The sequence below is a fragment of the Planktothrix sp. PLAVEN19ND genome, from assembly GCF_057220675.1.
This window is the reverse complement of the sequence record NZ_CM170132.1, coordinates 5065123-5086048: the sequence shown is the minus strand read 5'-3', so window position 1 is coordinate 5086048 and position 20926 is coordinate 5065123. Positions and strand designations below refer to the sequence as shown.

At 41.6% G+C, this 20926-nt stretch carries 14 protein-coding genes and 1 tRNA gene; 9 read left to right on the top strand and 6 right to left on the bottom strand.

The window, feature by feature from the left end:
• Window positions 1-53: 53 nt before the first annotated feature.
• The gene (locus tag AC2D3N_RS21840) at window positions 54-941 is read left to right on the top strand and encodes a carbohydrate ABC transporter permease (RefSeq protein ID WP_079678118.1); all 888 of its coding nucleotides are present in this window, start codon (window positions 54-56) and stop codon (window positions 939-941) included.
• A gap of 196 nt (window positions 942-1137) precedes the next feature.
• Here AC2D3N_RS21840 and AC2D3N_RS21835 read toward each other — a convergent pair whose 3' ends face one another.
• Entirely contained in the window at window positions 1138-2286 is a 1149-nt protein-coding gene (locus AC2D3N_RS21835; protein WP_484692133.1) for a hypothetical protein, read from the bottom strand.
• A 691-nt stretch (window positions 2287-2977) separates the two neighbouring features.
• Between AC2D3N_RS21835 and ppsA the strand changes: the two genes are divergently transcribed.
• From ppsA to AC2D3N_RS21815, 4 genes are all read left to right on the top strand, one after another.
• Complete coding sequence (gene ppsA, locus AC2D3N_RS21830) at window positions 2978-5521, top strand: phosphoenolpyruvate synthase (RefSeq protein ID WP_079678120.1); 2544 nt, start codon at window positions 2978-2980, stop codon at window positions 5519-5521.
• 251 nt (window positions 5522-5772) lie between these two features.
• Window positions 5773-6201 (top strand): DUF488 family protein, encoded by a 429-nt coding sequence (locus AC2D3N_RS21825; RefSeq protein WP_484692132.1) that lies wholly within the window; start codon window positions 5773-5775, stop codon window positions 6199-6201.
• A gap of 90 nt (window positions 6202-6291) precedes the next feature.
• Window positions 6292-8700, top strand: a complete 2409-nt coding sequence (locus AC2D3N_RS21820) for a penicillin-binding protein 1C (RefSeq protein ID WP_079678122.1) — start codon at window positions 6292-6294, stop codon at window positions 8698-8700.
• A gap of 199 nt (window positions 8701-8899) precedes the next feature.
• Window positions 8900-9160, top strand: coding sequence for a Mo-dependent nitrogenase C-terminal domain-containing protein (locus AC2D3N_RS21815; protein WP_484692131.1), 261 nt, complete (start codon window positions 8900-8902; stop codon window positions 9158-9160).
• Between the two features lie 94 nt (window positions 9161-9254).
• Here AC2D3N_RS21815 and AC2D3N_RS21810 read toward each other — a convergent pair whose 3' ends face one another.
• The 3 genes from AC2D3N_RS21810 to AC2D3N_RS21800 form a co-directional block, all read right to left on the bottom strand.
• Window positions 9255-11951, bottom strand: coding sequence for a chloride channel protein (locus AC2D3N_RS21810; protein ID WP_484692130.1), 2697 nt, complete (start codon window positions 11949-11951; stop codon window positions 9255-9257).
• Between the two features lie 70 nt (window positions 11952-12021).
• Window positions 12022-13536: a bifunctional pantoate--beta-alanine ligase/(d)CMP kinase gene (locus tag AC2D3N_RS21805; protein ID WP_079678186.1), complete on the bottom strand. Its 1515-nt coding sequence runs from the start codon at window positions 13534-13536 to the stop codon at window positions 12022-12024.
• 127 nt (window positions 13537-13663) lie between these two features.
• Window positions 13664-14701: a septal ring lytic transglycosylase RlpA family protein gene (locus AC2D3N_RS21800; RefSeq protein WP_484692129.1), complete on the bottom strand. Its 1038-nt coding sequence runs from the start codon at window positions 14699-14701 to the stop codon at window positions 13664-13666.
• 587 nt (window positions 14702-15288) lie between these two features.
• On the opposite strand from AC2D3N_RS21800, the gene AC2D3N_RS21795 reads away from it, so the two are divergent.
• The 3 genes from AC2D3N_RS21795 (at window position 15289) to menB (ending at window position 18493) form a co-directional block, all read left to right on the top strand.
• The gene (locus AC2D3N_RS21795) at window positions 15289-16521 is read left to right on the top strand and encodes an RNA-guided endonuclease InsQ/TnpB family protein (protein ID WP_079678127.1); all 1233 of its coding nucleotides are present in this window, start codon (window positions 15289-15291) and stop codon (window positions 16519-16521) included.
• Between the two features lie 37 nt (window positions 16522-16558).
• Window positions 16559-17590 (top strand): phosphoribosylformylglycinamidine cyclo-ligase, encoded by a 1032-nt coding sequence (gene purM, locus AC2D3N_RS21790; protein ID WP_484692128.1) that lies wholly within the window; start codon window positions 16559-16561, stop codon window positions 17588-17590.
• A gap of 69 nt (window positions 17591-17659) precedes the next feature.
• The gene (menB, locus tag AC2D3N_RS21785; protein WP_484692127.1) at window positions 17660-18493 is read left to right on the top strand and encodes a 1,4-dihydroxy-2-naphthoyl-CoA synthase; all 834 of its coding nucleotides are present in this window, start codon (window positions 17660-17662) and stop codon (window positions 18491-18493) included.
• 54 nt (window positions 18494-18547) lie between these two features.
• Here the strand turns inward: menB and AC2D3N_RS21780 are convergent, their stop codons facing one another.
• Together AC2D3N_RS21780 and AC2D3N_RS21775 are read right to left on the bottom strand one after the other, a co-directional pair.
• Entirely contained in the window at window positions 18548-18817 is a 270-nt protein-coding gene (locus AC2D3N_RS21780; protein ID WP_484692126.1) for a hypothetical protein, read from the bottom strand.
• A 447-nt stretch (window positions 18818-19264) separates the two neighbouring features.
• Window positions 19265-19336: transfer RNA gene (locus tag AC2D3N_RS21775), tRNA-Gly, on the bottom strand.
• Window positions 19337-19909: 573 nt separating this feature from the next.
• Here AC2D3N_RS21775 and AC2D3N_RS21770 point away from each other — a divergent pair.
• On the top strand, window positions 19910-20893 hold the full coding sequence (locus AC2D3N_RS21770; protein ID WP_484692125.1) for a LysR substrate-binding domain-containing protein: 984 nt from the start codon (window positions 19910-19912) through the stop codon (window positions 20891-20893).
• Window positions 20894-20926 lie beyond the last annotated feature (33 nt).

The window sequence follows — 20926 nt, the reverse complement described above, 5'->3', positions numbered from 1 at the left end:
ACAATCTTGAGGGCTAAAGCCCAACAACGAATTTTATTATTGAATGGAACGTGATGTTAAAGTTTAAACCCGTTTTCACCCCTTATTTATTTTTATTTCCGGCTTTATTAATGCTTACTTTGACCGTATTTTGGCCAGCATTACAAGCCTTTTATTTGAGTTTATTTAGTTACGATTTACTCACACCCCCCGAATGGGTGGGGTTAAAAAATTTTCAACGGTTATGGACAGATGAGGTATTCTGGGAAACCTTAAAAAACACCTTTCTTTATTTAATCATAGTAGTTCCTATTTTAGTCTTTGCACCCCTAACCTTAGCAATTTTAGTTAATCAAAAATTACGGGGAATGAATGGATTTAGAACTGCTTATTATGTCCCGGTTGTAATTTCCATGGTCGTGGCGGGAATTGCTTGGAAATGGTTATATGCAGAAAATGGTTTTTTTAATCAACTTTTGAACGCTATTGCTATTCCGCCGATTCCTTGGTTAACCAGTCCGAATATTACCTTATTTAGTGTGATGGCGGTGACTATTTGGAAAGGGTTAGGCTATTATATGGTAATATATTTAGCAGGATTGCAAAGTATTCCCTTAGAACTCTATGAAGCCGCCAGTATCGATGGTTCTGATGGGTTTAAAAAACATTGGGATATTACGTTACCTTTGATGAAACCCTATATGGTTTTAGTCGGGGTAATTTCGGCGATTTCCTCAACTAAGGTATTTGAAGAAGTTTATATTATGACCCAAGGAGGGCCGAGAAATAGCTCTAAAACCATTGTTTATTATTTATATGAACGAGGATTCCTACAGTTAGAATTCGGTTACGCTTGTACGATTGGGTTAGTTCTATTTTTAATTGTTTTAGGATTATCGATTTTACGATTAGTGATTGAACGGTTTACGGAAAATATCAATAGCAGTAATCATTTGATTTGACACTCCCACGCCTGAAGGTAGTGGGATTTTTGAATCAACGACCGAACGTAAAATAATTATTGGCTTAAATTTCAAAAAACCTAGGGGCGATGTCAGCATCACCCCGGAAGATAACTAGATATTTTCTAGGGTAAAAGATCTGGTTCGTTCTTTTTTACAATTCGTTGAAGCCTGCTAGAGATTAATTATTCAGGATTTAATTATAGGAACGAGTCTCAATTTTGCCATCAGGATAGGCTAAATAAATTTGTTTCAAGTTAGGAAAACTATTACTTTTCAGCCTGCCTTCAAAACTTGGTGTTTGCACTTCCTCACCCTTTACCCCGACAGTGGCAACGAGCTTGTTATCCTGAATATGAATCAGGTATTTAGATTGTAGAATTTCCTGCTGTTTGTCTGAACAGAACTTGATTTGATATTTATAATAGGTGTGATCAAGATAGTGACAATTAGCCCCCCATTTGCCCTTAAACTGTAGTAATCCATTATTCAAAATCGGAGGGACAACACCCAAATCAATCGCCGTATTTCCTCTCTGAATTGCTGTATTGAACATTTGATAATAAAGAGCAATATTGACAAGATTTAACTGGACTGCATCCTGGCTAACCTGATCGATTATCCCGACTTTATTAAAATACGCAGGAGACCCCGCTAATTTAGGCCAGAGGACGTGTATTCCTCCCAAGCGTTTTCCCCCACTTTTAACAAAAATTAGTGAAGAACGAGCCACCTGCTCCTCTGTATAAAGTGTTTGAAACGGATGAATCGAGGCATTCGCATCGTGACGCCGTTTCATCAGTGGAACCCACATCTGCTCATAAAACTCTCGATAGTCTGTCTCCGTTTCCCCAAACTCGATCTCAAAACCGGCTTTCAATGCTTTTCGAGTTTTGCGGCGTTCAGTCTCAGGTAGTTGGGACAGCAATTCTTCAATGGTTTTTGGTAAGGGGGCAATTGATTCTAGGAACATTGGAGCCAGATACACACCTTTTTTTGGGGGTCTTGCCCAGAAAAGGTGGTTAGTGACGACAACATCAAGATCCGATAATTCCGGGTAGGACTGTTCGTGGTATCGTCCCAATGGGTTGATTCGGCCGAGGTCTTGTTTTTGGAAAGTGTTCAGATCAAAAAATATGTCATTCACCATGTGAGTTTGCTTTGTATTCCCCAAAAACAACACCTTGATTGTGGTGTCGCTTCCAGGCAAATTACCGGAGAGATAAGTAGCGCGAAATAGGTCTGAATTTACTAAGTCTCCGAGGTAATGTCCAAAAGACCGTAACTTCTTCAGTGGACGAAGAGCATCAGCCAGGGCTGTTTTTAACTGAAGTTTTTGGTGCATCAAGGTATTTATTCCTAAAAATTGGGTTATGTGTTTTGTGATCATCGCTCTCATCTATCGATGACAATGGATCAGATTGTATATTTTGGCTATGGTCTTGATCTGGAAACGCACCCGGTGAAAAATTTTTCAGCCCAAATTCGGTAGGAAATTGATTATGGCTGAAAGAGTATGGTTGACCAATTGTATACTCCTGCTCGAACAAATGACCAGTGCCAGGGCTGTTTGATGATTGGGAGGGTTAAGTCTTAAAGAAACGAAACAAAATCCTCAAATATTCGCAACATTTGTTAATTTTAAGAAACGTTCTGAAGAAAACATAATTTTTCACAAAAAGCCTGTATCGCTTTACTGACAATATTCTTTTACTTTTAGTTACTATAGGCATAAAAAGAACCTATATTGCAATAATGAGAGAAAGTAGTAACATTTTAGATGGAGGGAAAAAACCCTCTCCTGACTACAAAAGTTCAAGCCTAGAGAGAACAAAGGAGAGAAATCTGAAGAACTGCAAAGTTCAAGATTCAAAATTCAGGAGTTCTAAACATTAAATTTGTTATGATTTAGAGCGAGTAAATTCAGAATGTACAGGTAAGGATTAATACATTCCAATCTAAGTTTGAACTTAAATAAACAATAAAGATTGACTGAATTTTAATAGAACAGTCATTCCAATGGGAGGAACTTTAACATGGTTGACGCTTATGCAACGACTGCAACAGTAAATTCAGAAGCGAAAGAAAAAGCTTTTGTACTGTGGTTTGATGAAGTAGGAATTTCTGATATTCCATCGGTGGGCGGGAAAAACGCATCTTTGGGTGAAATGATTCGAGAACTCACTTCCCAAGGTGTTAATGTTCCCAATGGATTTGCTACCACTGCTTATGCTTATCGTTATTTTATTGAGTCTGCGGGTTTAGAGAAAAAACTACGGGAACTCTTTGCAGACCTCGACGTTGAAGATATGCCGAACCTGCGACAACGGGGTAAACAGGCTCGTTCATTAATCCTTGACACTCCGTTTCCACCCGAATTAGAAGCAGCGATTACCAGCGCTTATAAAACACTCTGCGAACGCTACAGCACGGACGGCGATTTTTGTAATCAGTTTGGCGACGAATATAAAGAGGAATGCAAACGTTATTCCAATGATGTGGACGTTGCTGTGCGTTCCTCCGCCACCGCCGAAGACTTACCTGATGCCAGTTTTGCCGGACAACAGGAAACCTACTTAAACGTTTATGGCGAAGAAGGGGTTTTAGAATCCTGCCATAAGTGCTTTGCCTCAATTTTCACCGACCGGGCAATTTCCTATCGCACCATTAAAAATTTCGACCATTTTAACGTGGCTCTGTCCGTCGGTGTGCAAAAAATGGTACGGTCTGACCTGGCTTGTTCCGGGGTGATGTTCTCCATTGATACGGAAACCGGATTCAAAAATGCCGCCTTAGTTACTGGGGCCTATGGGTTAGGAGAAAATATTGTTCAAGGTACGGTTAACCCCGATGAATATTTCGTATTCAAACCGACCTTACTGCAAGGGTTCCGTCCTATCTTAGAAAAACGCTTAGGCAGTAAAGAACTGAAGATGGTCTATGACATCGGAGGTTCTAAACTAACTAAAAATATCTCAGTTCCGCAATCGGAACGGGATAAATACTGTATTACTGACGACGAAATTTTACAACTGGCGAAGTGGGCTTGTATTATTGAAAACCACTATTCGCAAGTCCGGGGTACTTATACTCCGATGGATATTGAATGGGCAAAAGATGGGATTACCGGACAATTATTCATCGTCCAAGCCCGTCCCGAAACCGTGCAATCCCAGAAATCCGCTTCCGTTCTGCGCAACTTTAAACTGCTAGGAACCAGTAAGGTTCTGTCTCGCGGTCGGGCCGTGGGTGAAATGATTGGTCAAGGCAAAGCCCGGGTGATTCTGGACGTGCATAAAATTGATGAATTCCAAGCGGGTGAAGTGTTAGTCACCAATAAGACTGACCCCGACTGGGAACCGATTATGAAGAAATCTAGCGCCATCGTTACCAACGCGGGCGGACGGACGTGCCACGCGGCAATTATCGCGCGGGAAATGGGCATTCCAGCCATTGTCGGTTGCGGTGATGCCACCTCAGTAATTAAAAACGGCCAAGAAATTACCGTTTCCTCATCTGAAGGAGAAGAAGGTCGGGTTTATGAGGGGTTAGTTCCCTTTGAAATCCAAGAAACCGTTCTCGATAATCTGCCCAAAACCCGCACGAAAATTTTAATGAACGTGGGCAACCCGGAAGAAGCCTTCGGTTTGTCTTCGATTCCCTGCGATGGTGTGGGGTTAGCGCGGCTGGAGTTTATTATTGCTAACCATATTAAAGCCCACCCCCTAGCGTTGTTGAAATTTGACCAACTCGAAGATGAGTTAGCCAAACGGGAAATCGCCGAGATGACCAAAATCTACGACCATAAACCGGACTTCTTCGTCGATAAACTGGCCCATGGTATCGGGATGATTGCCGCGGCCTTCTATCCGAATCCGGTGATTGTGCGGATGTCCGACTTCAAGAGTAACGAATACGCTAACCTGTTAGGCGGCCGTCAGTTTGAACCCAAGGAAGAAAACCCGATGATTGGTTGGCGCGGTGCCTCCCGTTACTACGACCCCAACTACCGCGAAGCCTACGGGTTAGAATGCGTGGCCCTGAAACGGGTGCGGGACGAAATGGGTTTAACCAACGTTACCCCGATGATTCCCTTCTGTCGCACCCCCGATGAAGGTCGGAAAGTGTTAGCAGAAATGGAAAAACACGGGCTGAAACGGGGCGAAAATGGTTTAGAAGTTTATGTGATGTGTGAACTTCCCAGTAACGTGATTTTTGCCGATGAATTTGCCGCCGTGTTCGATGGGTTCTCGATTGGGTCTAACGATTTAACCCAATTAACATTAGGCTTAGACCGGGATTCTGCGTTAGTTGCTCATATCTTTGATGAACGCAATGAAGCGGTGCTGCGGATGGTGACTATTGCCATTAAAGCGGCGAAAAAATATGGTCGCAAGATTGGGATTTGTGGTCAAGCACCCAGTGATTATCCTGAGTTTGCCCGCTTCTTAGTGGAGTTGGGAATTGATTCAATTAGTTTGAATCCTGACTCGGTGATTAAAACCATTCTGGATATTGGCAAGATGGAAGAAGCTGGCACGTTGTTAGATGAAGTGATGGACGTTGCCAAAGCCAAATAAACTATTGTAGAGACGTGCCACGGCGCGTCTCTCTCTATAGAGATTGTTTCCTAAATTTTAGGATTTGATATATTAGGGTATGGCGATGCTGTACCCTTTATTTATGGGCATAATCTTGCCAGTGAATATAGCAGTTGCCACATCTATTAGGACATTCTTGAAAGCTAAAAGCTACTTATAGTAAGTATTTACCTATTGCCCATTGCCCATTCCCTATTGCCTCTTGCTATATATTGCATTTTTATGGAAATATGAAAAATAATATTTCTAAACTCAAAAATAAACTAATTCTAACCTTCGGATATGGTAATCGAAAAAATTATGATTTATTTTTAGAATATCTGAACAAATATCAGGTTAATTTTGTCATTGATGTGAGAATGACTCCCCGGGCTTGGAGTCGTAAATGGTATGGGAATAAACTTCAAGAAGTTTGTGAAGCTCATAATGTTAAATACATCTCTAAAACTGCTTTGGGTAATACATCTGGTCAACAAAATTGGATTCCTCCCGACCGAGAAGCCGCCGGTATCGCTCTGCGTGAAGTTGCTGAACTCGCTGAAAAAGGAACGGTCTTATTATTGTGTGCTGAAATGAACTTTAATAGATGTCATAGAACAGATGTGGCTAGTCATCTAATTAAACTAATTTCTAATAGTCAAATCGAACATTTAGAGTAGATTAACTTATTTTTTTTAATACAAGAGATATTGATAAGGATTTGGCAGTCGGTGGAAAGAAATATCCTAAAACCGATACTAGGTAACCAAATGAACCGAATTTCGCCCCGGATTTTATCTTGTTTTCGCCATCGGGCAATCCGCACTATTTTAGTCCTATTCTGTTTAGGGGGAATAGTACGATTATTTCCCTATTTGATCCCCATTCATGCAGCAGATATTCAACAAAGAGATGTGGCTTTTGAATTTAGCGATCGCAATAATTTACCCTTGGGAACAATTCTGAGTTCCGATCAAAATCATACCGCAATTGTTCCTTTAAGTCAAGTTTCACCCCATTTTATTCAAGGAATTATTGCGGCTGAAGATAAACGCTATTATCAACATGGGGCGGTTGATTCGGTTGCCCTGATTCGTTCTATTTTAGAAGCCTTTCAAGCCAAGAAAATTGTTAGTGGTGCGTCTACTATTACCATGCAATTAGCTAGATTATTAGAACCCGCACCTCGAACCTTACCGAATAAATTCGGTGAAATTTGGTTATCTTGGCGACTCACCGCCGGAATGAATCAACAGGAAATACTAGAAAATTATATTAATCGTTTACCCATGGGAGGTAATTTATATGGCGTTGAGGCGGCGGCAAAAACCTATTTTAATACCTCATCATTAGAGTTAAATTTAGCCCAAGCAAGTCTATTAGCCGCCCTTCCTAATGACCCCACAGACCTGAATCCTTATTATAATTTATCCTCCTTAAAAAAACGTCAAAATTATGTATTAAAAAGAATGGTTGAAGATGGATATATTACCACTATTCAAGCGGAACGCGCCTATCAAGAAAAGTTACAATTCCAACCCCAACAACAAGGAATTATCGCCGCCCCCCATTTTTTATTCTGGCTAACCGAAAAGTTAACCAATTCTCTCCCCCCTTCCCCCATTAATAAGGGGAGTATTTATCAAGAAATAACCCCTAACCCTCCTCCTCCTAACTCTCCCCCCCTTACCAAGGGGGAGCCGGGGGGGGTCAGAGAGTCAACCTATAAAATTAAAACCACAATAGATCGCCCTTTACAACAATTTGTTGAAGCCCAAATCCAACAAATTATTACCAGTTTAAAAGACCATAATGTTCATCATGCTGCGGCTTTAGTAATTAATAATCATACCGGAGAAGTATTAGCTTATGTTGGTTCTCCTGATTATTTTAATACCGATAAATTCGGGCGAAATGATGGTGTTCAAGCCTGGCGACAACCCGGATCAACCTTGAAACCTTTTTTATATGAATTAGCCTTATCAAAAGCAATTATTCAACCCCATAGCATATTAGCAGATGTCCCTAGTTATTACGCCATTCCAGGGGCAAAACTTTACAGTCCAACGGACTATAGCGAAACATTTTTAGGCCCGGTGCGGGTGCGGGTAGCCTTGGCAAACTCTTTAAATGTTCCCGCCGTGAAAGTATTAGAAAAAGTCACGGTGACCGTATTTTTAGAACGATTAAAACAATTAGGATTTCAACATTTAACCCAATCTCCTGATTATTATGGTTTAGGATTAACTTTAGGAAGTGGAGAAGTAAGTTTATGGGAATTAGCCCAGGCTTATTTAATTATGGCAAATCAAGGTAAAATAGTCACACCAAATGTGATCATAAATCAAACTAAAGACATTAAAAATTCTCAACTTTCTATTGATGCTCCTGTCACCTGGCAATTAATCACCAATATGTTAAGTGATGCCCATGCCAGATCCCATTCCTTTGGTATTGATTCTGTCTTGAATTTACCCTTTCCCGTTGCAGTTAAAACCGGAACTTCTTCCAATTATCGAGATACTTGGACAGTAGGTTTTACCACGGATTATACCGTAGCAACTTGGGTGGGAAATTTTGACGGTCAAGGGATGCAAAATGTATCGGGAGTGACGGGTGCTGCACCCTTATGGAACCGGATTTTATTGCATTTACATGAAACAAAAGAACCTGCTAATTTTCCCGCCCCAGAAGGGTTAATTCAGTTACCCATTTGTGCAACTACAGGGTTACGTCCGACGAAAGATTGTTCCGGTGGAATAGTATTAGAATATTTTGATCCCAAAGCGATCACCGAATACGAGAAAAAATCTCCTAAATTAGTTTTAAATTCTGAATATAATGAATGGTTATCTCGACAATCTCATCCTCAGTTAACCCAAAATCAGTTAAAAATTATTTCTCCTGAAGCTGATGATTATTTTATAATTAATTCGGGAGAACCTGCTCAGTTAGAATTTAAAGTTATTGGCAATTCTCAAGAGTCTGTGGAATGGTGGTTAAATGGGGAAAAATTAAATTCTCAGTCTGATCATTCTCTGTTTTGGCAATTACAACCTGGACAATGGAGATTAACAGTTAAACAAGGTACTCAACAGGATAGTGTTCAATTTCAAGTGCAAAAAGCCAACAAAAAACCATATCGTCGAGGTTTTTCGCTTGTCAATACTAATAAATAGGTTTAGATAATTTATGGCTCTAATTAAGTTGTAGCTGTATTGGTTAATTGTAGTGAATCATACAGATTCTTTTCTTTACAAAACCTTTATAATCCTAGACAAATTCTTTTCCAATCCTTTACCTAATTGTTGATTGAGATTTATAAACTAGAAAATAGACAACCGAAAAAAGTTGTATTGTCCCTCAACAAGTTGAAATATGCTTAACCTGATTTCTTCTGTGCTTAACCCTCTCCGTCAATGGTTGGATAATCTGGATATTCACAACCCTGATTTGGCGTTATTTTTATATCGGGTAATTCCGGCGCAGTGTCCGTTTGCCCGGAATATCAAACTATTTGGACATACCATTGTACACATTCCTCCCCTGTGCAAATTCAATCCTTTATATGAACAATTGATGGGTTTGCGGTTTCGGGCAATGTGTTATTTAGTTGATGACTGTGGTATGACCATTTGACCCTTGAAATTATAGCAGTCGTACCGGGCTGTTAGGACAAAAACAAATGCTTATTCTTTACTATTGCTTGTTGCCTATTCCCTATTCCCTTCTATCAGTATTTTTCAATAGCAGGTCGAACTAAAATAACTGTACATTGACAGTTTTTAGCGATCGCTTCTGGAATATTACCTTGAATTACTTGTCGTAACATTCCCTCTCGACTTGCGCCTAATACAATCACATCACATTGATCTTTATCCGCTAAGTCAATCACCGCTTCCGATACGGAATTAGAACAAACATTGCTAAAAATTACCTCCGTATTTAAACGATGACTTAAATTTTCCGAACCTTGGTTAAAATCTATAATTTCTTGTGTAGAAATCATACTTTTAACTACTCGAAAAAGACAAATTTTGGGAGAGAAACTTAACTTAACTAATGCAGGTAAAAGCTGCACCGAAACTGAATTTTCCAGAGTGTCTCTAACTGGAACTAACCAACGATGCCAAGCCAAAACTGGGCAATTAGCAGGATCAGAATTTGTATTAGTTTGAGGAGCATGAGGCGTTTGATTTTGACCCCATTTTATCAACATAACTTGGCAGGGAACTAGACGAATAACCGCATCCATCACATTACCAAAAATTCGATCTGGTGCTGATATATCCCCATGCCAACCCATTAATAATAAATCAATATGTTCCTCTTGAGTTATTTCTAAAATCGCTTGGGCAACATCATGGGCAACTCGAATTTGAGTATGAACAGAAATCTTTAAATTCTGCCCTAAACGTTCGGCTTGTTGTAATAAACGCCGACTTTTTGTTAATCGTACAGAGGTTTCCGAAGGAGATTTACTATAGGGAATAGTAATCACTGTAATACATTCTAATTCATAATTGCGTTCCTGGGCGATCGTTACGGCAACTTTTAATAATGCCGGGGCAGTTTGGGGGTTATATAATGATACTAATAAACGCCCATTTCCCGTTTGTGGCCCCCGAGTTTGATAGGCAATATAAGAAGATTCATGATGTCGCCCGACTTGGGTTGCTTCCCCATTAATCTGCCCTAATTCTGCCCGAATAATATCACTGCGAGTAATAATTCCCACTAAATGATGACGTTCTACAACGGGTAAACGACTGAGTTTATAATGACCCAATAAGTATAATACCTGAGTTAAATTATCATCGGGATTAACAGTAATTGGTTGAGTAGTCATTAACTGATTAATCGGAGTATGATTGGGTAATTGACGATTACTAATTTGGGCTAAATCAGTTTGGGTAATAATTCCGACTAACTTGCCATTTTCAGTGACAGGAAATCCACGATGATGAGATTTTGCAAAGGCTTCAATCACTTGTTCTAAAGTCAAATGACCTGCCAGGGTTTCGACATTTCTTTGCATCACATCAGCAGCCCGTAATTTCTCTAATATTCCATCAATAGGTTGATCAGGTTTGAGTTCGATTCCACTCAATTTTAATAACTGATCATAGAGAGATTCAGGATCAATTTTTTCCGCAATTAAATAGGCTACAATAGAAGAAATCATTAACGGTAAAACTAACCCGAAATCCGTTGTAATTTCAAACACAATCACAACCGCCGTCATCGGTGTTCGCGCCACAGCACAAAAAAAAGCCCCCATTCCCGCAAAGGCAAAAACCATGGGTTGGTCAATTCCTAACATAAATTCTGATTCCCAGGTTCCGACTAAATTACCTAGGGCTGAACCTAATACTAAAGAAGGGGCAAATAATCCTCCAGGTGCGCCAGAACTGGCTGCAATTATAGTCAGAAGAAAATGAGCCGTAAATACTAAAGCACTGGTTTTCCAGGGTAATTCCCCACTTAAAATTAATTCTCGAATTCCGGTATTATTTCTAAAGGAAAGGGGCAATAATGATACGACTAAACCCGATAATAACCCGGCAACTGCCATACGCTGAGGTAATCCCCAACGTAACACTCGGCGATTAAATTTTGAACCGGCAATAATACTGTGACCAAAAATTGTTCCTAAAACTCCCGCTAGAATTCCTAATAGAATAAATAAAGGAATTTCTCTAGCATAGAGTAATCGATCCTGTATGGTTTCTAATATGATCGTTTTTGTCACACTATTACTGAATTCTTGACCCCCTAATAAACGGGAAACCACCGCACCAATAAAAGAGGCAATAATCGCCGGGCCGAGGGTAATTCCTGACACATCATGCAGCAGTTCTTCTACTACAAATAACACCCCGGCGATGGGAGCATTAAATCCAGCGGCTAATCCGGCGGCGGCACCACAAGCGATTAATTGACGACGGTAATTCGGAGAAGTGGGAACCCAACGACTAATCCAAGCGGCTAAAGCAGCACCAATTTGGACAGTCGGCCCCTGACGTCCTAAAGTTAATCCAGAACCCATCGTAAACATCGTGCCAATAAGTTTAGCAAATGCCACTCGGAAGTCAAGGGAAATGGGTTCTCCAGCCAATGCTGCTTTCACTTGTGGAATCCCACTTCCGGCGGTTTCTGGTGCTAATCTTTCCACTAAAAAACCCGTTAATAAACCGCCAATTAATCCCACACATGGAAGAAATATCCAAGCGGGAATCGCAGAATTTAAGGATGTGGAAATTCGCCAAGAACCTAACCAACCCGCACCTTCTTTTAATAGAAATGCCGCTAAACCGGACACTAAGCCAATTAAACCCGCTTCAATAATGGCAAAACGTTTCGGGGTAGTGGGTGATAAAATTTTGGAGAACAGAACGGAAACTTCTCTGGGGATAGAGATGCGCCACATAATCAGTCATCAGTTAACAGTTATCAGTTATCAGTTATCAGTTAAGAAGTTAACAGTTATTAGTCATCAGTTAACTGATGACTGATTTAACGATCCGTTGAATCACATCCTCGATGGTTAAATTGTCCGTTTGAATTTCCATCGCATCGCTGGCTTTTCTCAAGGGTGAAATAGCTCGATTACTGTCAAACCGATCCCGCTCGGCAATATCCTGTTCTAATTGTTCCTGAGTAATTTCCGTTTTCCCTTGACTATGCAGTTCTAATAATCTCCGTTTTGCCCGTTCTTGTACAGATGCAGTTAGGAAAATTTTTAATTCGGCATCGGGGAATACCGTTGTGCCAATATCCCGACCTTCGGCAACAATTCCACCTTGATTCCCAAACGCCTGTTGCTGTTTAACTAAAGCCTGACGCACAGCCCATTGAGCCGCGATCGCCGACACCTGAGCCGTAACTTCCAAGGATCGAATGGCCTCAGTCACATCCTGACCATTAATCAGTGTTCTGGGTTGCTCTCCGTCGGGGATCAATTCAATTCGACATTGACTGACAATTTCAGCTATAGCAACTTCATCCTCAACTGGAATTCCAGACTGTAACACCAACCAGGTCACGGCCCGATACATGGCCCCGGTATCCAAATATAACAATCCCAACGCCTGGGCAATTTTGCGGGTAACGGTAGATTTCCCGGCTCCGGCGGGGCCATCAATGGCAATTATCGGTTGACGACGGCGCAGAATCACATTATCAATTAAACGAGTCTGACCCACGCGAGCCGCGATCGCTAATAACCCCTTGGTTTCAACAATGGTTAAGGGGATTAACGTCTGGGGTTCCACTAGCTCAATATATTCTATCCGTACCCCCGGTTCCGTCTCCAATTCAGTTTGGACAAAGGTTTTAATCTCCGTTGCGGAATTACAACCTTTGTGGAAATGTTCTTGCCCGCGACGTAGGGCTCGATATAAAACCGTTGCTTGTTGTTGTTCTAAGGTCGTTAAATATTGATTCCGAGAACTATAGGCCAATCCCGACGGCTCCCGCACAATTGGACAGGGAATAATCTCAATGGGCAAGTTCAAATCCTGAACCAGAACTTGAATAATCGCCACCTGTTGGGCATCTTTTTGTCCAAAGTAGGCCCGATCCGGTTGAACTAAATTCAATAGTTTTGTCACAACGGTCGCCACTCCCGGAAAATGTCCGGGCCGAGATTTCCCACATAATCCTGACATGATTGATGTAGGAGGAATCACCATCGTCTGCACTGAGGATTGATACATCTCCCCTACTGACGGGGCAAATATCACATCAACTCCTGCCTGTTCACACTGCTGCAAATCCGTTTCTAACGCCCGAGGATAGGTTTGGAAATCCTCATTTGGCCCAAATTGCAGAGGATTCACAAAAATACTCACCACCACCAAACCATTCTCGGCTCTAGCCCTTTGAATTAAGCTCAGATGCCCCAAATGTAAGCCCCCCATCGTGGGAACTAGACCCACAAAATGTAGGGGGTTTTGAGTTCGATAGGAACGAAGATAACACCGCAGAGCAGCAACGCTAGTCAACAAACGAATCATAAATCAGTTAACAGTTATCAGTTATCAGTCATCAGTGTAAGAGTTCATTGTTAATATTTGTGGGCTAAAAACTGTTAACTATTAACTGATGACTGTTAACTGTTAACTGATAACTGATTTATGATTACTGATTAGCAGTCAATACATCAATTTGCACGGGAGCCACTCCACTGCCAATCATCCCAATGGCTTGAGCCGCGCCCGTCGATAAATCCAGCACACGACCTCCAGCATAGGGGCCACGATCATTAATCCGCACCACAACGGATTGGCCGTTATCTTTATTGGTGACTCGTACCGTCGTTCCAAAAGGCAAGGAGGGATGGGCCGCGGTTAAATCGTATTGATTAAAGGTTTCTCCATTGGCCGTTAGACCCCCGTCAAAGCCAGGGCCATACCAAGATGCCCAACCCTCAATCCGTTGAAACAAAAATCCCGTTGCCACGTCTGGAATCGAAAGCTTGGGTTGACCTTCAATGGCATTTAAGGGAGGAGCATTCCCAATTTGGCGTCTGAGTCTATTCGTGGCTTGTAGGGCATCAGTTGCCTTGTCATTGGTGGTATCAGGCAGAATCGTTTGCGAGTCGATGCTGACCAGTTCCTGACCGGCTGCTTCAATCAGGTAACGCTGACGTTGTTCATCCCATCGCACTTGAATCGTGCTGGCATCAAAGTTATTGCGAATCAGTTGATTAATTTCAGCTGCAACCGCAGTGGCCCTGGAAACGGGATCGGTGGCGACGGTGGCTTGAGTTGCAGGGGTTGTGGGGTTATTGGGTAGATAGGCTTGATCTGAATACGACCCCACTTTGATGCGTTGAAGGGTTGGGGGTGTGATGGCTTTGGGATCGAAATTCGTGTTTTTGATAAACGTCAGGACGGGAATATTTCTAATATAGAGGGTGGCAGCTTGTTGTTGATTCAGTTCATGGGCTTTGATTTTGGCCACGCTATCGGGTAATAAGGCTGCATTAGCTTGTTGGGATTGATATTCTCCCACTTTAATCACATCAGTGGATTCTGAACCCGTTAGACTTTTTCCTTGACTGAGGTCAGGATTCAGTTTAGACGCTGATATTGATTCAGCATGGCCCGAGGAGGTTAAGCTCAAAACAGGCAGAAGAATAACTGCTGTAAGACCGCCCCAAAGTTTATGTTTCATAGATATACTCTCAAAACTGCTGGTTATCGAGTTGAAGCTTTACCCTGGTTGATATCTCCTGAATTCGGAGCCTTGAAATCAGCTAATAAAATGCTGAAAGTTTCAATTGTTGGGTTTTAAACCAAATATCAGGTAATTCAATTCGTCAACTCACACTCGTTCCCCATTCACCTTTGTTTGAGGAACTGCAACAGACTAACATGAACTTGGAATTTTGGGGATCACTACATATCAAGGGTTTGGGGGTTTTTTCAAAAACTAAACTGTTCAGTGTCAAGGTATAACCCTGATCGATAAAAGGATGTAGAGATTCTAAGGCCATGAAAATTTTCCCCATCACGTTTTGATTAAATTTTCTTATGGGTTTAATTAATAGTCTGGCCATCAGTGCCACGAGAACCCAAAATAATCGTGCCGAAAGTTGATTAACTAACACCGCCGGGAATTCCCCCGCTCTACCTATACCCAGGTGAGCGGTGGGATGAAAGGCGGGTCAACTCCGTACCTACGTTGACCCCGTCTTTCCGATGATCTTTACTGTTTTCGGGAGTATGTAGTAATATATTCCGACCAGGAGGTGATATTGAGTGCTACACAAAGCTGTACAAGTCCGTCTGTATCCAACTGCATTGCAAAAAGCACTACTAGCCCAAACATTTGGATGTTCGCGCTGGTGGTGGAATTATGCCTTAAATAAATCCATTCAGGTTTATCAAGATACGGGCAAAGGGCTGGGACAGGTAGCACTCAACGCCCTACTGCCTAAACTCAAAAAAGCCGAAGATACCCTGTGGTTAGCTGATTCTTATAGCCAAGTTTTACAAGCTACAACACTTAATTTAACCACTGCTTACAAAAACTTTTTTGAGCAACGCGCAGGCTTCCCTAAGTTTAAATCTAAACATAGTAAACAGTCAATTCAATACCCTCAAAACGTCAAAATTGTTGATAGTAATATCAAACTTCCTGGCAATATTGGAATAGTCCCAGCCAAAATACATAGACCAATTGAGGGAAAAATCAAGACTGTAACTATTAGTAAAACACCATCAGGCAAATATTTGGCATCTATCCTGACAGAAGTAGAAGGGGAAAATCCCACTATTTCAGAAGGTAAAATCTATGGTGTTGACTTAGGAATCAAACACTTTGCCGTTGTTACTGATGGTGAAAAGATTTCTAAATACGATAATCCTAAACATCTTGCTAAACATGAGAAAAACCTCAAGCGTAAGCAGAAGAAATTAGCGCGTAAACAAAAGGGTAGTAAATCCAGAAATAAATATCGTCAAGTTGTTGCCACATTATACGAACGAGTTAGTAATTCTAGGCAAGATTTTCTACATAAACTTAGTCATAAGTTGGTCAGCGATAGCCAAGCTGTCATAGTAGAAAATCTTCATGTCAAAGGCATGGTTCGTAATCACAATTTGGCAAAAGCAATATCTGATGCAGGATGGGGAACTTTCAACAATTTCTTAGCTTACAAACTAGAACGAAAAGGCGGTAAATTAGTTGAGATAGATAGATGGTTTCCCAGTTCCAAACTCTGTTCCAATTGTTTCTATAAAGTGAGTGAGATGCCGTTGGATGTTCGTGAATGGACTTGTCCTAATTGTGGTAGTGATCATGACCGTGATGGAAACGCAGCTATGAATATTAGAACAGAGGGTATCAGAATCATCAAGGCGGAAGGTGCAGCCGTTTCTGCTGTAGGAGGGGAAGTAAGACCCCATCTTGGGCGAAAGTCTAAGATAGGGCATTCGCCTGTGAGTACAGAAGCCGACACTGTACTTGGTACTCCAAGTCAGTGTGGGTAGTTCACATATCCTTTAGGTAGCTCAAGGAAAGCAGAAGATGGATTATCGGGAAGCTGGTGTTGATATTCAAGCGGGTCGGGATTTTGTCGATCAGATTCGCAACCTCGTCCAGAAAACCTATCGACCGGAAGTTCTCGGGGGACTCGGGGGGTTTGGGGGCTGTTTTGCCCTGCCTGCGGGGTATACCGAACCCGTTTTAGTATCGGGAACCGATGGAGTCGGAACCAAGTTAAAATTAGCCACGATCCTCAACCGTCACGATACCGTGGGGATTGATTTAGTGGCCATGTGTGTAAATGATGTTCTCACCTGTGGGGCGGAACCCTTATTTTTTCTCGACTATTTAGCCACGGGAAAACTTGATCCCGACCAACTGACTCAAGTGGTGGCCGGGGTCGCCCAAGGGTGTCAACAGGCTGGATGTAGCCTTCTGGGAGGAGAAACGGCCGAAATGCCCGGATTTTATCAACCCGGGGAATATGACATGGCGGGTTTTTGTGTGGGCATTGTGGAAAAAAGCCGAATGTTAAATGGGTCTCAAGTCCAAATCGGGGATATTGCGATTGGACTGGCCAGTAGTGGGGTGCATAGTAATGGGTTCAGTTTAGTTCGTAAAGTGGTGAGCGATCGCGGATGGGAGTGGAATCAATCCCCGGAAACCTTGGGGGGTAAATCTATTGCCGAGGTTTGTTTAACCCCGACTCAAATTTACGTTAAATCCGTATTACAAGCCCTGCGTAACGGTTTAGAGATTCATGGCATGGCCCATATTACCGGAGGAGGTTTACCGGAAAACTTGCCGCGCTGTCTGAGTTCGGGACAATCGATTAATATTCATCCCGACAGTTGGCCGATTCTCCCGATTTTTCACTGGTTAGCTCAAGAGGGTGAAATTAGCTCTGCGGCGATGTTTGATACGTTTAATATGGGGATCGGTTTTGTGGTTTTGGTCGCGCCCCAACAAGCCGAAAGTACAAAAGCATGGTTTCAAACCCAAGGAATTGCCGCCTATTCTATTGGGGAAGTGGTATCAGGAACGGGGGATTTAATCGGATTACCTGCCCATTAATTGATACAATCAAAGGCTATTGTTCAATTGTTCAATTGTTAAATTCCATTCCCTAATTAATTACCCATAATGTCAGTTGCATGGCAAATTGCCAAAACCTACGAAGATATTCTGTATCATAAAGCCGACGGGATCGCTAAAATTACGATTAACCGTCCTGAAAAACGCAATGCTTTTCGACCTAAAACGGTTTTTGAACTCTACGATGCCTTTTGTGATGCCCGAGAAGACCTTAATATCGGTGTGGTATTGTTGACAGGAGCCGGGCCCCATACCGATGGAAAATATGCCTTTTGTTCCGGCGGGGATCAAAGCGTGCGGGGGGATGCCGGATATATTGATGATACGGGTATCCCTCGATTAAACGTTTTAGATTTACAACGGTTAATCCGAAGTATGCCGAAAGTTGTGATTGCTTTGGTGGCGGGATATGCGATCGGGGGCGGTCATGTACTGCATTTAATTTGTGATTTAACCCTAGCGGCGGATAATGCAATTTTTGGTCAAACCGGGCCGAAAGTCGGCAGTTTTGATGGGGGATTTGGAGCGAGTTATTTAGCTCGAATTGTCGGTCAAAAGAAAGCCCGAGAAATTTGGTATTTGTGTCGTCAATATAATGCTCAACAGGCCCTAGATATGGGGTTAATTAATCATGTTGTTCCCGTCGAACAATTGGAATCAGAAGGAATTGAATGGGCCCAGGAAATTCTGGAGAAAAGCCCCATTGCCATTCGCTGTTTAAAAGCGGCGTTCAATGCCGATTGCGATGGCCAAGCAGGTCTACAGGAACTCGCCGGCAACGCCACCTTACTCTATTACATGACTGAGGAAGGAACGGAAGGGAAACAGGCTTTCTTGGAGAAGCGATCGCCGAATTTCCGTCAATATCCCTGGCTTCCTTAGGCTAGGATATTATTTTTGCGGGGACTGGGAACTCCTAGCCCCCAAATTTTTCCATTAAGCTAATAAGGATTCTGCTTCCTCTAGCTGATGAACTCGATGGGATTCCAAAGGAATCACCTCCCCCGGGCGAGGCGTTTCTTGGGGTAAGTGGATGAGCTTTTCTAGGGTTTCCCAAGATGGAGCGAAGGCGGGAAGTGCTAATTGACAAGATTTCCAACTCCCTTTAACCGAAACTTGAAGAAGCTGACAATGCCCCCCACGATGGCCTTCGGGGGTGTATTTTTGGCAGTTACGGCAGACCGATATCAAGTTTCCAGACTCCATACTTTTATTTCCCCAAGAACATTACCTATCTATAATTATCGGGGATCATCAAATTCGGCTTTTTTATCGTCAAACTTAGATTCTGTATGGTTTTGAGTTAAATTTTGGGACTCAAAAAATTTAACACTTATTTTATTTTTTGTTTGAAATCAGATTCAAAATATTAAGAAATGTAAATTTGATATACTGTACCTGAAACAAAGTAAAATCTATAGGGATCAAGGCTTAATTTAGATTAAGGCATAGATAAACTCAGTACAAATCCCGTTTAAAACGACTTAATCGCTCAATTTGTAACTACCAAATCGATCCCCGACTTTAACAGGACTTACGCATCACCGCTATCCATAGTAGGGGTAATTCATGAATTACCCCTACATCTAGGGTTACATCTCCAAATTTGCGTAAGTCCTGTTTAATTGTGGAGTTGTGCAGAGTATGTCAATAAGCGGACGATGGGACTCGAACCCACGACGTTCAGCATGGGAAGCTGACATTCTACCACTGAATTACGTCCGCGACTGGGTTTTAATTTCAAATTGTTCCCCATTATAACCTAATTTTCCCAATTTTCAATCCCCCCAAATCCAGAAAAAACGAAAACCCGCAAACGGCAATGCTGGGATCACAGGTTAGGAAGACTGAAGATCGATGAGGAAAAGAGAATATTATTGTTTTTTAGCTATTATTTCGCAATTAATCATTGAGTTTTATCGATAAAAAAGATTACCACTACCCCCCCTCGCGATCGCAAGACCTGGGAGAAAAATTTTCATCCCTGAATGGCAACGCCGTCGAAACCCCCACTCTTATTGCCCCATAGAAACTTCTCCTCCGAACCAAGGGTTGTCACTACCCCTTTTGATTTCCCGATTTCAGTGTTCTTGGTTCGAGGATTGATTAATCCAATCATTACTATCATTCAATCAAATCTAAGCTAAATCTCTTGACTGGCAGGGGTTTTACAGAATTGTTTGATCTGAGTTAATCATATTGCTAAAATTATATGTAATACTATAAATTTATAGACTTATATCTATAACAAAAATCGCGAAAACCATCAAATATTGGGTAAAAGGAGGATATAGAATTTTGATGCAAGCAACATTACACCAACTAAAGGTATTTGAGGCGGTGGCTCGTCATAGTAGTTTCACTAAAGCCGCCGAAGAAATGATGATTACCCAACCAACGGTCTCTACCCAAGTGAAACAACTGACTCAGACCGTGGGTTTACCGTTATTTGAACAAATTGGCAAACAACTCTATCTGACTGAAGCCGGGGAATCTTTATTATCTACCTGTCAGAATATTTTTGAACAGTTAGACAATTTAGAAATGCAGGTAGCAGCTTTAAAAGGGACAAAACAAGGACGGTTACGGTTAGGGGTGGTTTCAACAGCTAAATATTTTGTCCCCCGATTATTAGGTTATTTTTGTCAACAATATCCCGGGATTGATATTGCCTTACAAGTCACAAATCATGCGACGTTAATTCAACGGATGCAAGATAATGAAGATGATTTATATATTCTGAGTCAACCACCTGAAGATATTGCTTTATCCAGTCAACCTTTTTTAGATAATCCCCTAGTCGTAGTGGCGAGACAGGATCACCATTTGGTGGGAGAAAAAAATATTCCGATTAAATCTTTAACGGGAGAACCTTTTATTATGCGAGAACAAGGTTCAGGAACACGGCAGGCGATTCAAAAGCTATTTGATCGTTATAAAATTGATGTGAAAGTTCGGTTAGAATTAGGGAGTAATGAAGCTATTAAACAAGCAATTGCCGGAGGTTTGGGACTGTCTGTTTTGTCTAAACATACTTTAATTTCAGAACAATTAACGGGAGAATTAACAATTTTAGATGTGCAGCACTTCCCGATTCATCTGCGTTGGTATGTCACCCATTTAGAAGGAAAGCAAATCTCTATTATTGCAGAAACGTTTTTAAAGTTTTTATTAGAAAATACCAGTCATATTCCCACGCTAGAAACAATGATTTTACATCAGCAACGCTCTGCAAACAATGGTCATGAAGATTTAGTGAAAAAAGGATGGAATACAAACTGAAATGGGATAGTCAGTCGGGTGTATTTCATGACC

Bases quoted from the DNA above. Each gene is read 5' to 3' on its own strand.
- AC2D3N_RS21835 (WP_484692133.1), bottom strand. From the start codon at position 2,286: ATGCACCAAAAACTTCAGTTAAAAACAGCCCTGGCTGATGCTCTTCGT.
- AC2D3N_RS21810 (WP_484692130.1), bottom strand. From the start codon at position 11,951: ATGTGGCGCATCTCTATCCCCAGAGAAGTTTCCGTTCTGTTCTCCAAA.
- AC2D3N_RS21840 (WP_079678118.1), top strand. From the start codon at position 54: ATGTTAAAGTTTAAACCCGTTTTCACCCCTTATTTATTTTTATTTCCG.
- purM (WP_484692128.1), top strand. From the start codon at position 16,559: ATGGATTATCGGGAAGCTGGTGTTGATATTCAAGCGGGTCGGGATTTT.
- AC2D3N_RS21780 (WP_484692126.1), bottom strand. From the start codon at position 18,817: ATGGAGTCTGGAAACTTGATATCGGTCTGCCGTAACTGCCAAAAATAC.
- AC2D3N_RS21820 (WP_079678122.1), top strand. From the start codon at position 6,292: ATGAACCGAATTTCGCCCCGGATTTTATCTTGTTTTCGCCATCGGGCA.
- AC2D3N_RS21800 (WP_484692129.1), bottom strand. From the start codon at position 14,701: ATGAAACATAAACTTTGGGGCGGTCTTACAGCAGTTATTCTTCTGCCT.
- AC2D3N_RS21825 (WP_484692132.1), top strand. From the start codon at position 5,773: ATGAAAAATAATATTTCTAAACTCAAAAATAAACTAATTCTAACCTTC.
- ppsA (WP_079678120.1), top strand. From the start codon at position 2,978: ATGGTTGACGCTTATGCAACGACTGCAACAGTAAATTCAGAAGCGAAA.
- menB (WP_484692127.1), top strand. From the start codon at position 17,660: ATGTCAGTTGCATGGCAAATTGCCAAAACCTACGAAGATATTCTGTAT.
- AC2D3N_RS21815 (WP_484692131.1), top strand. From the start codon at position 8,900: ATGCTTAACCTGATTTCTTCTGTGCTTAACCCTCTCCGTCAATGGTTG.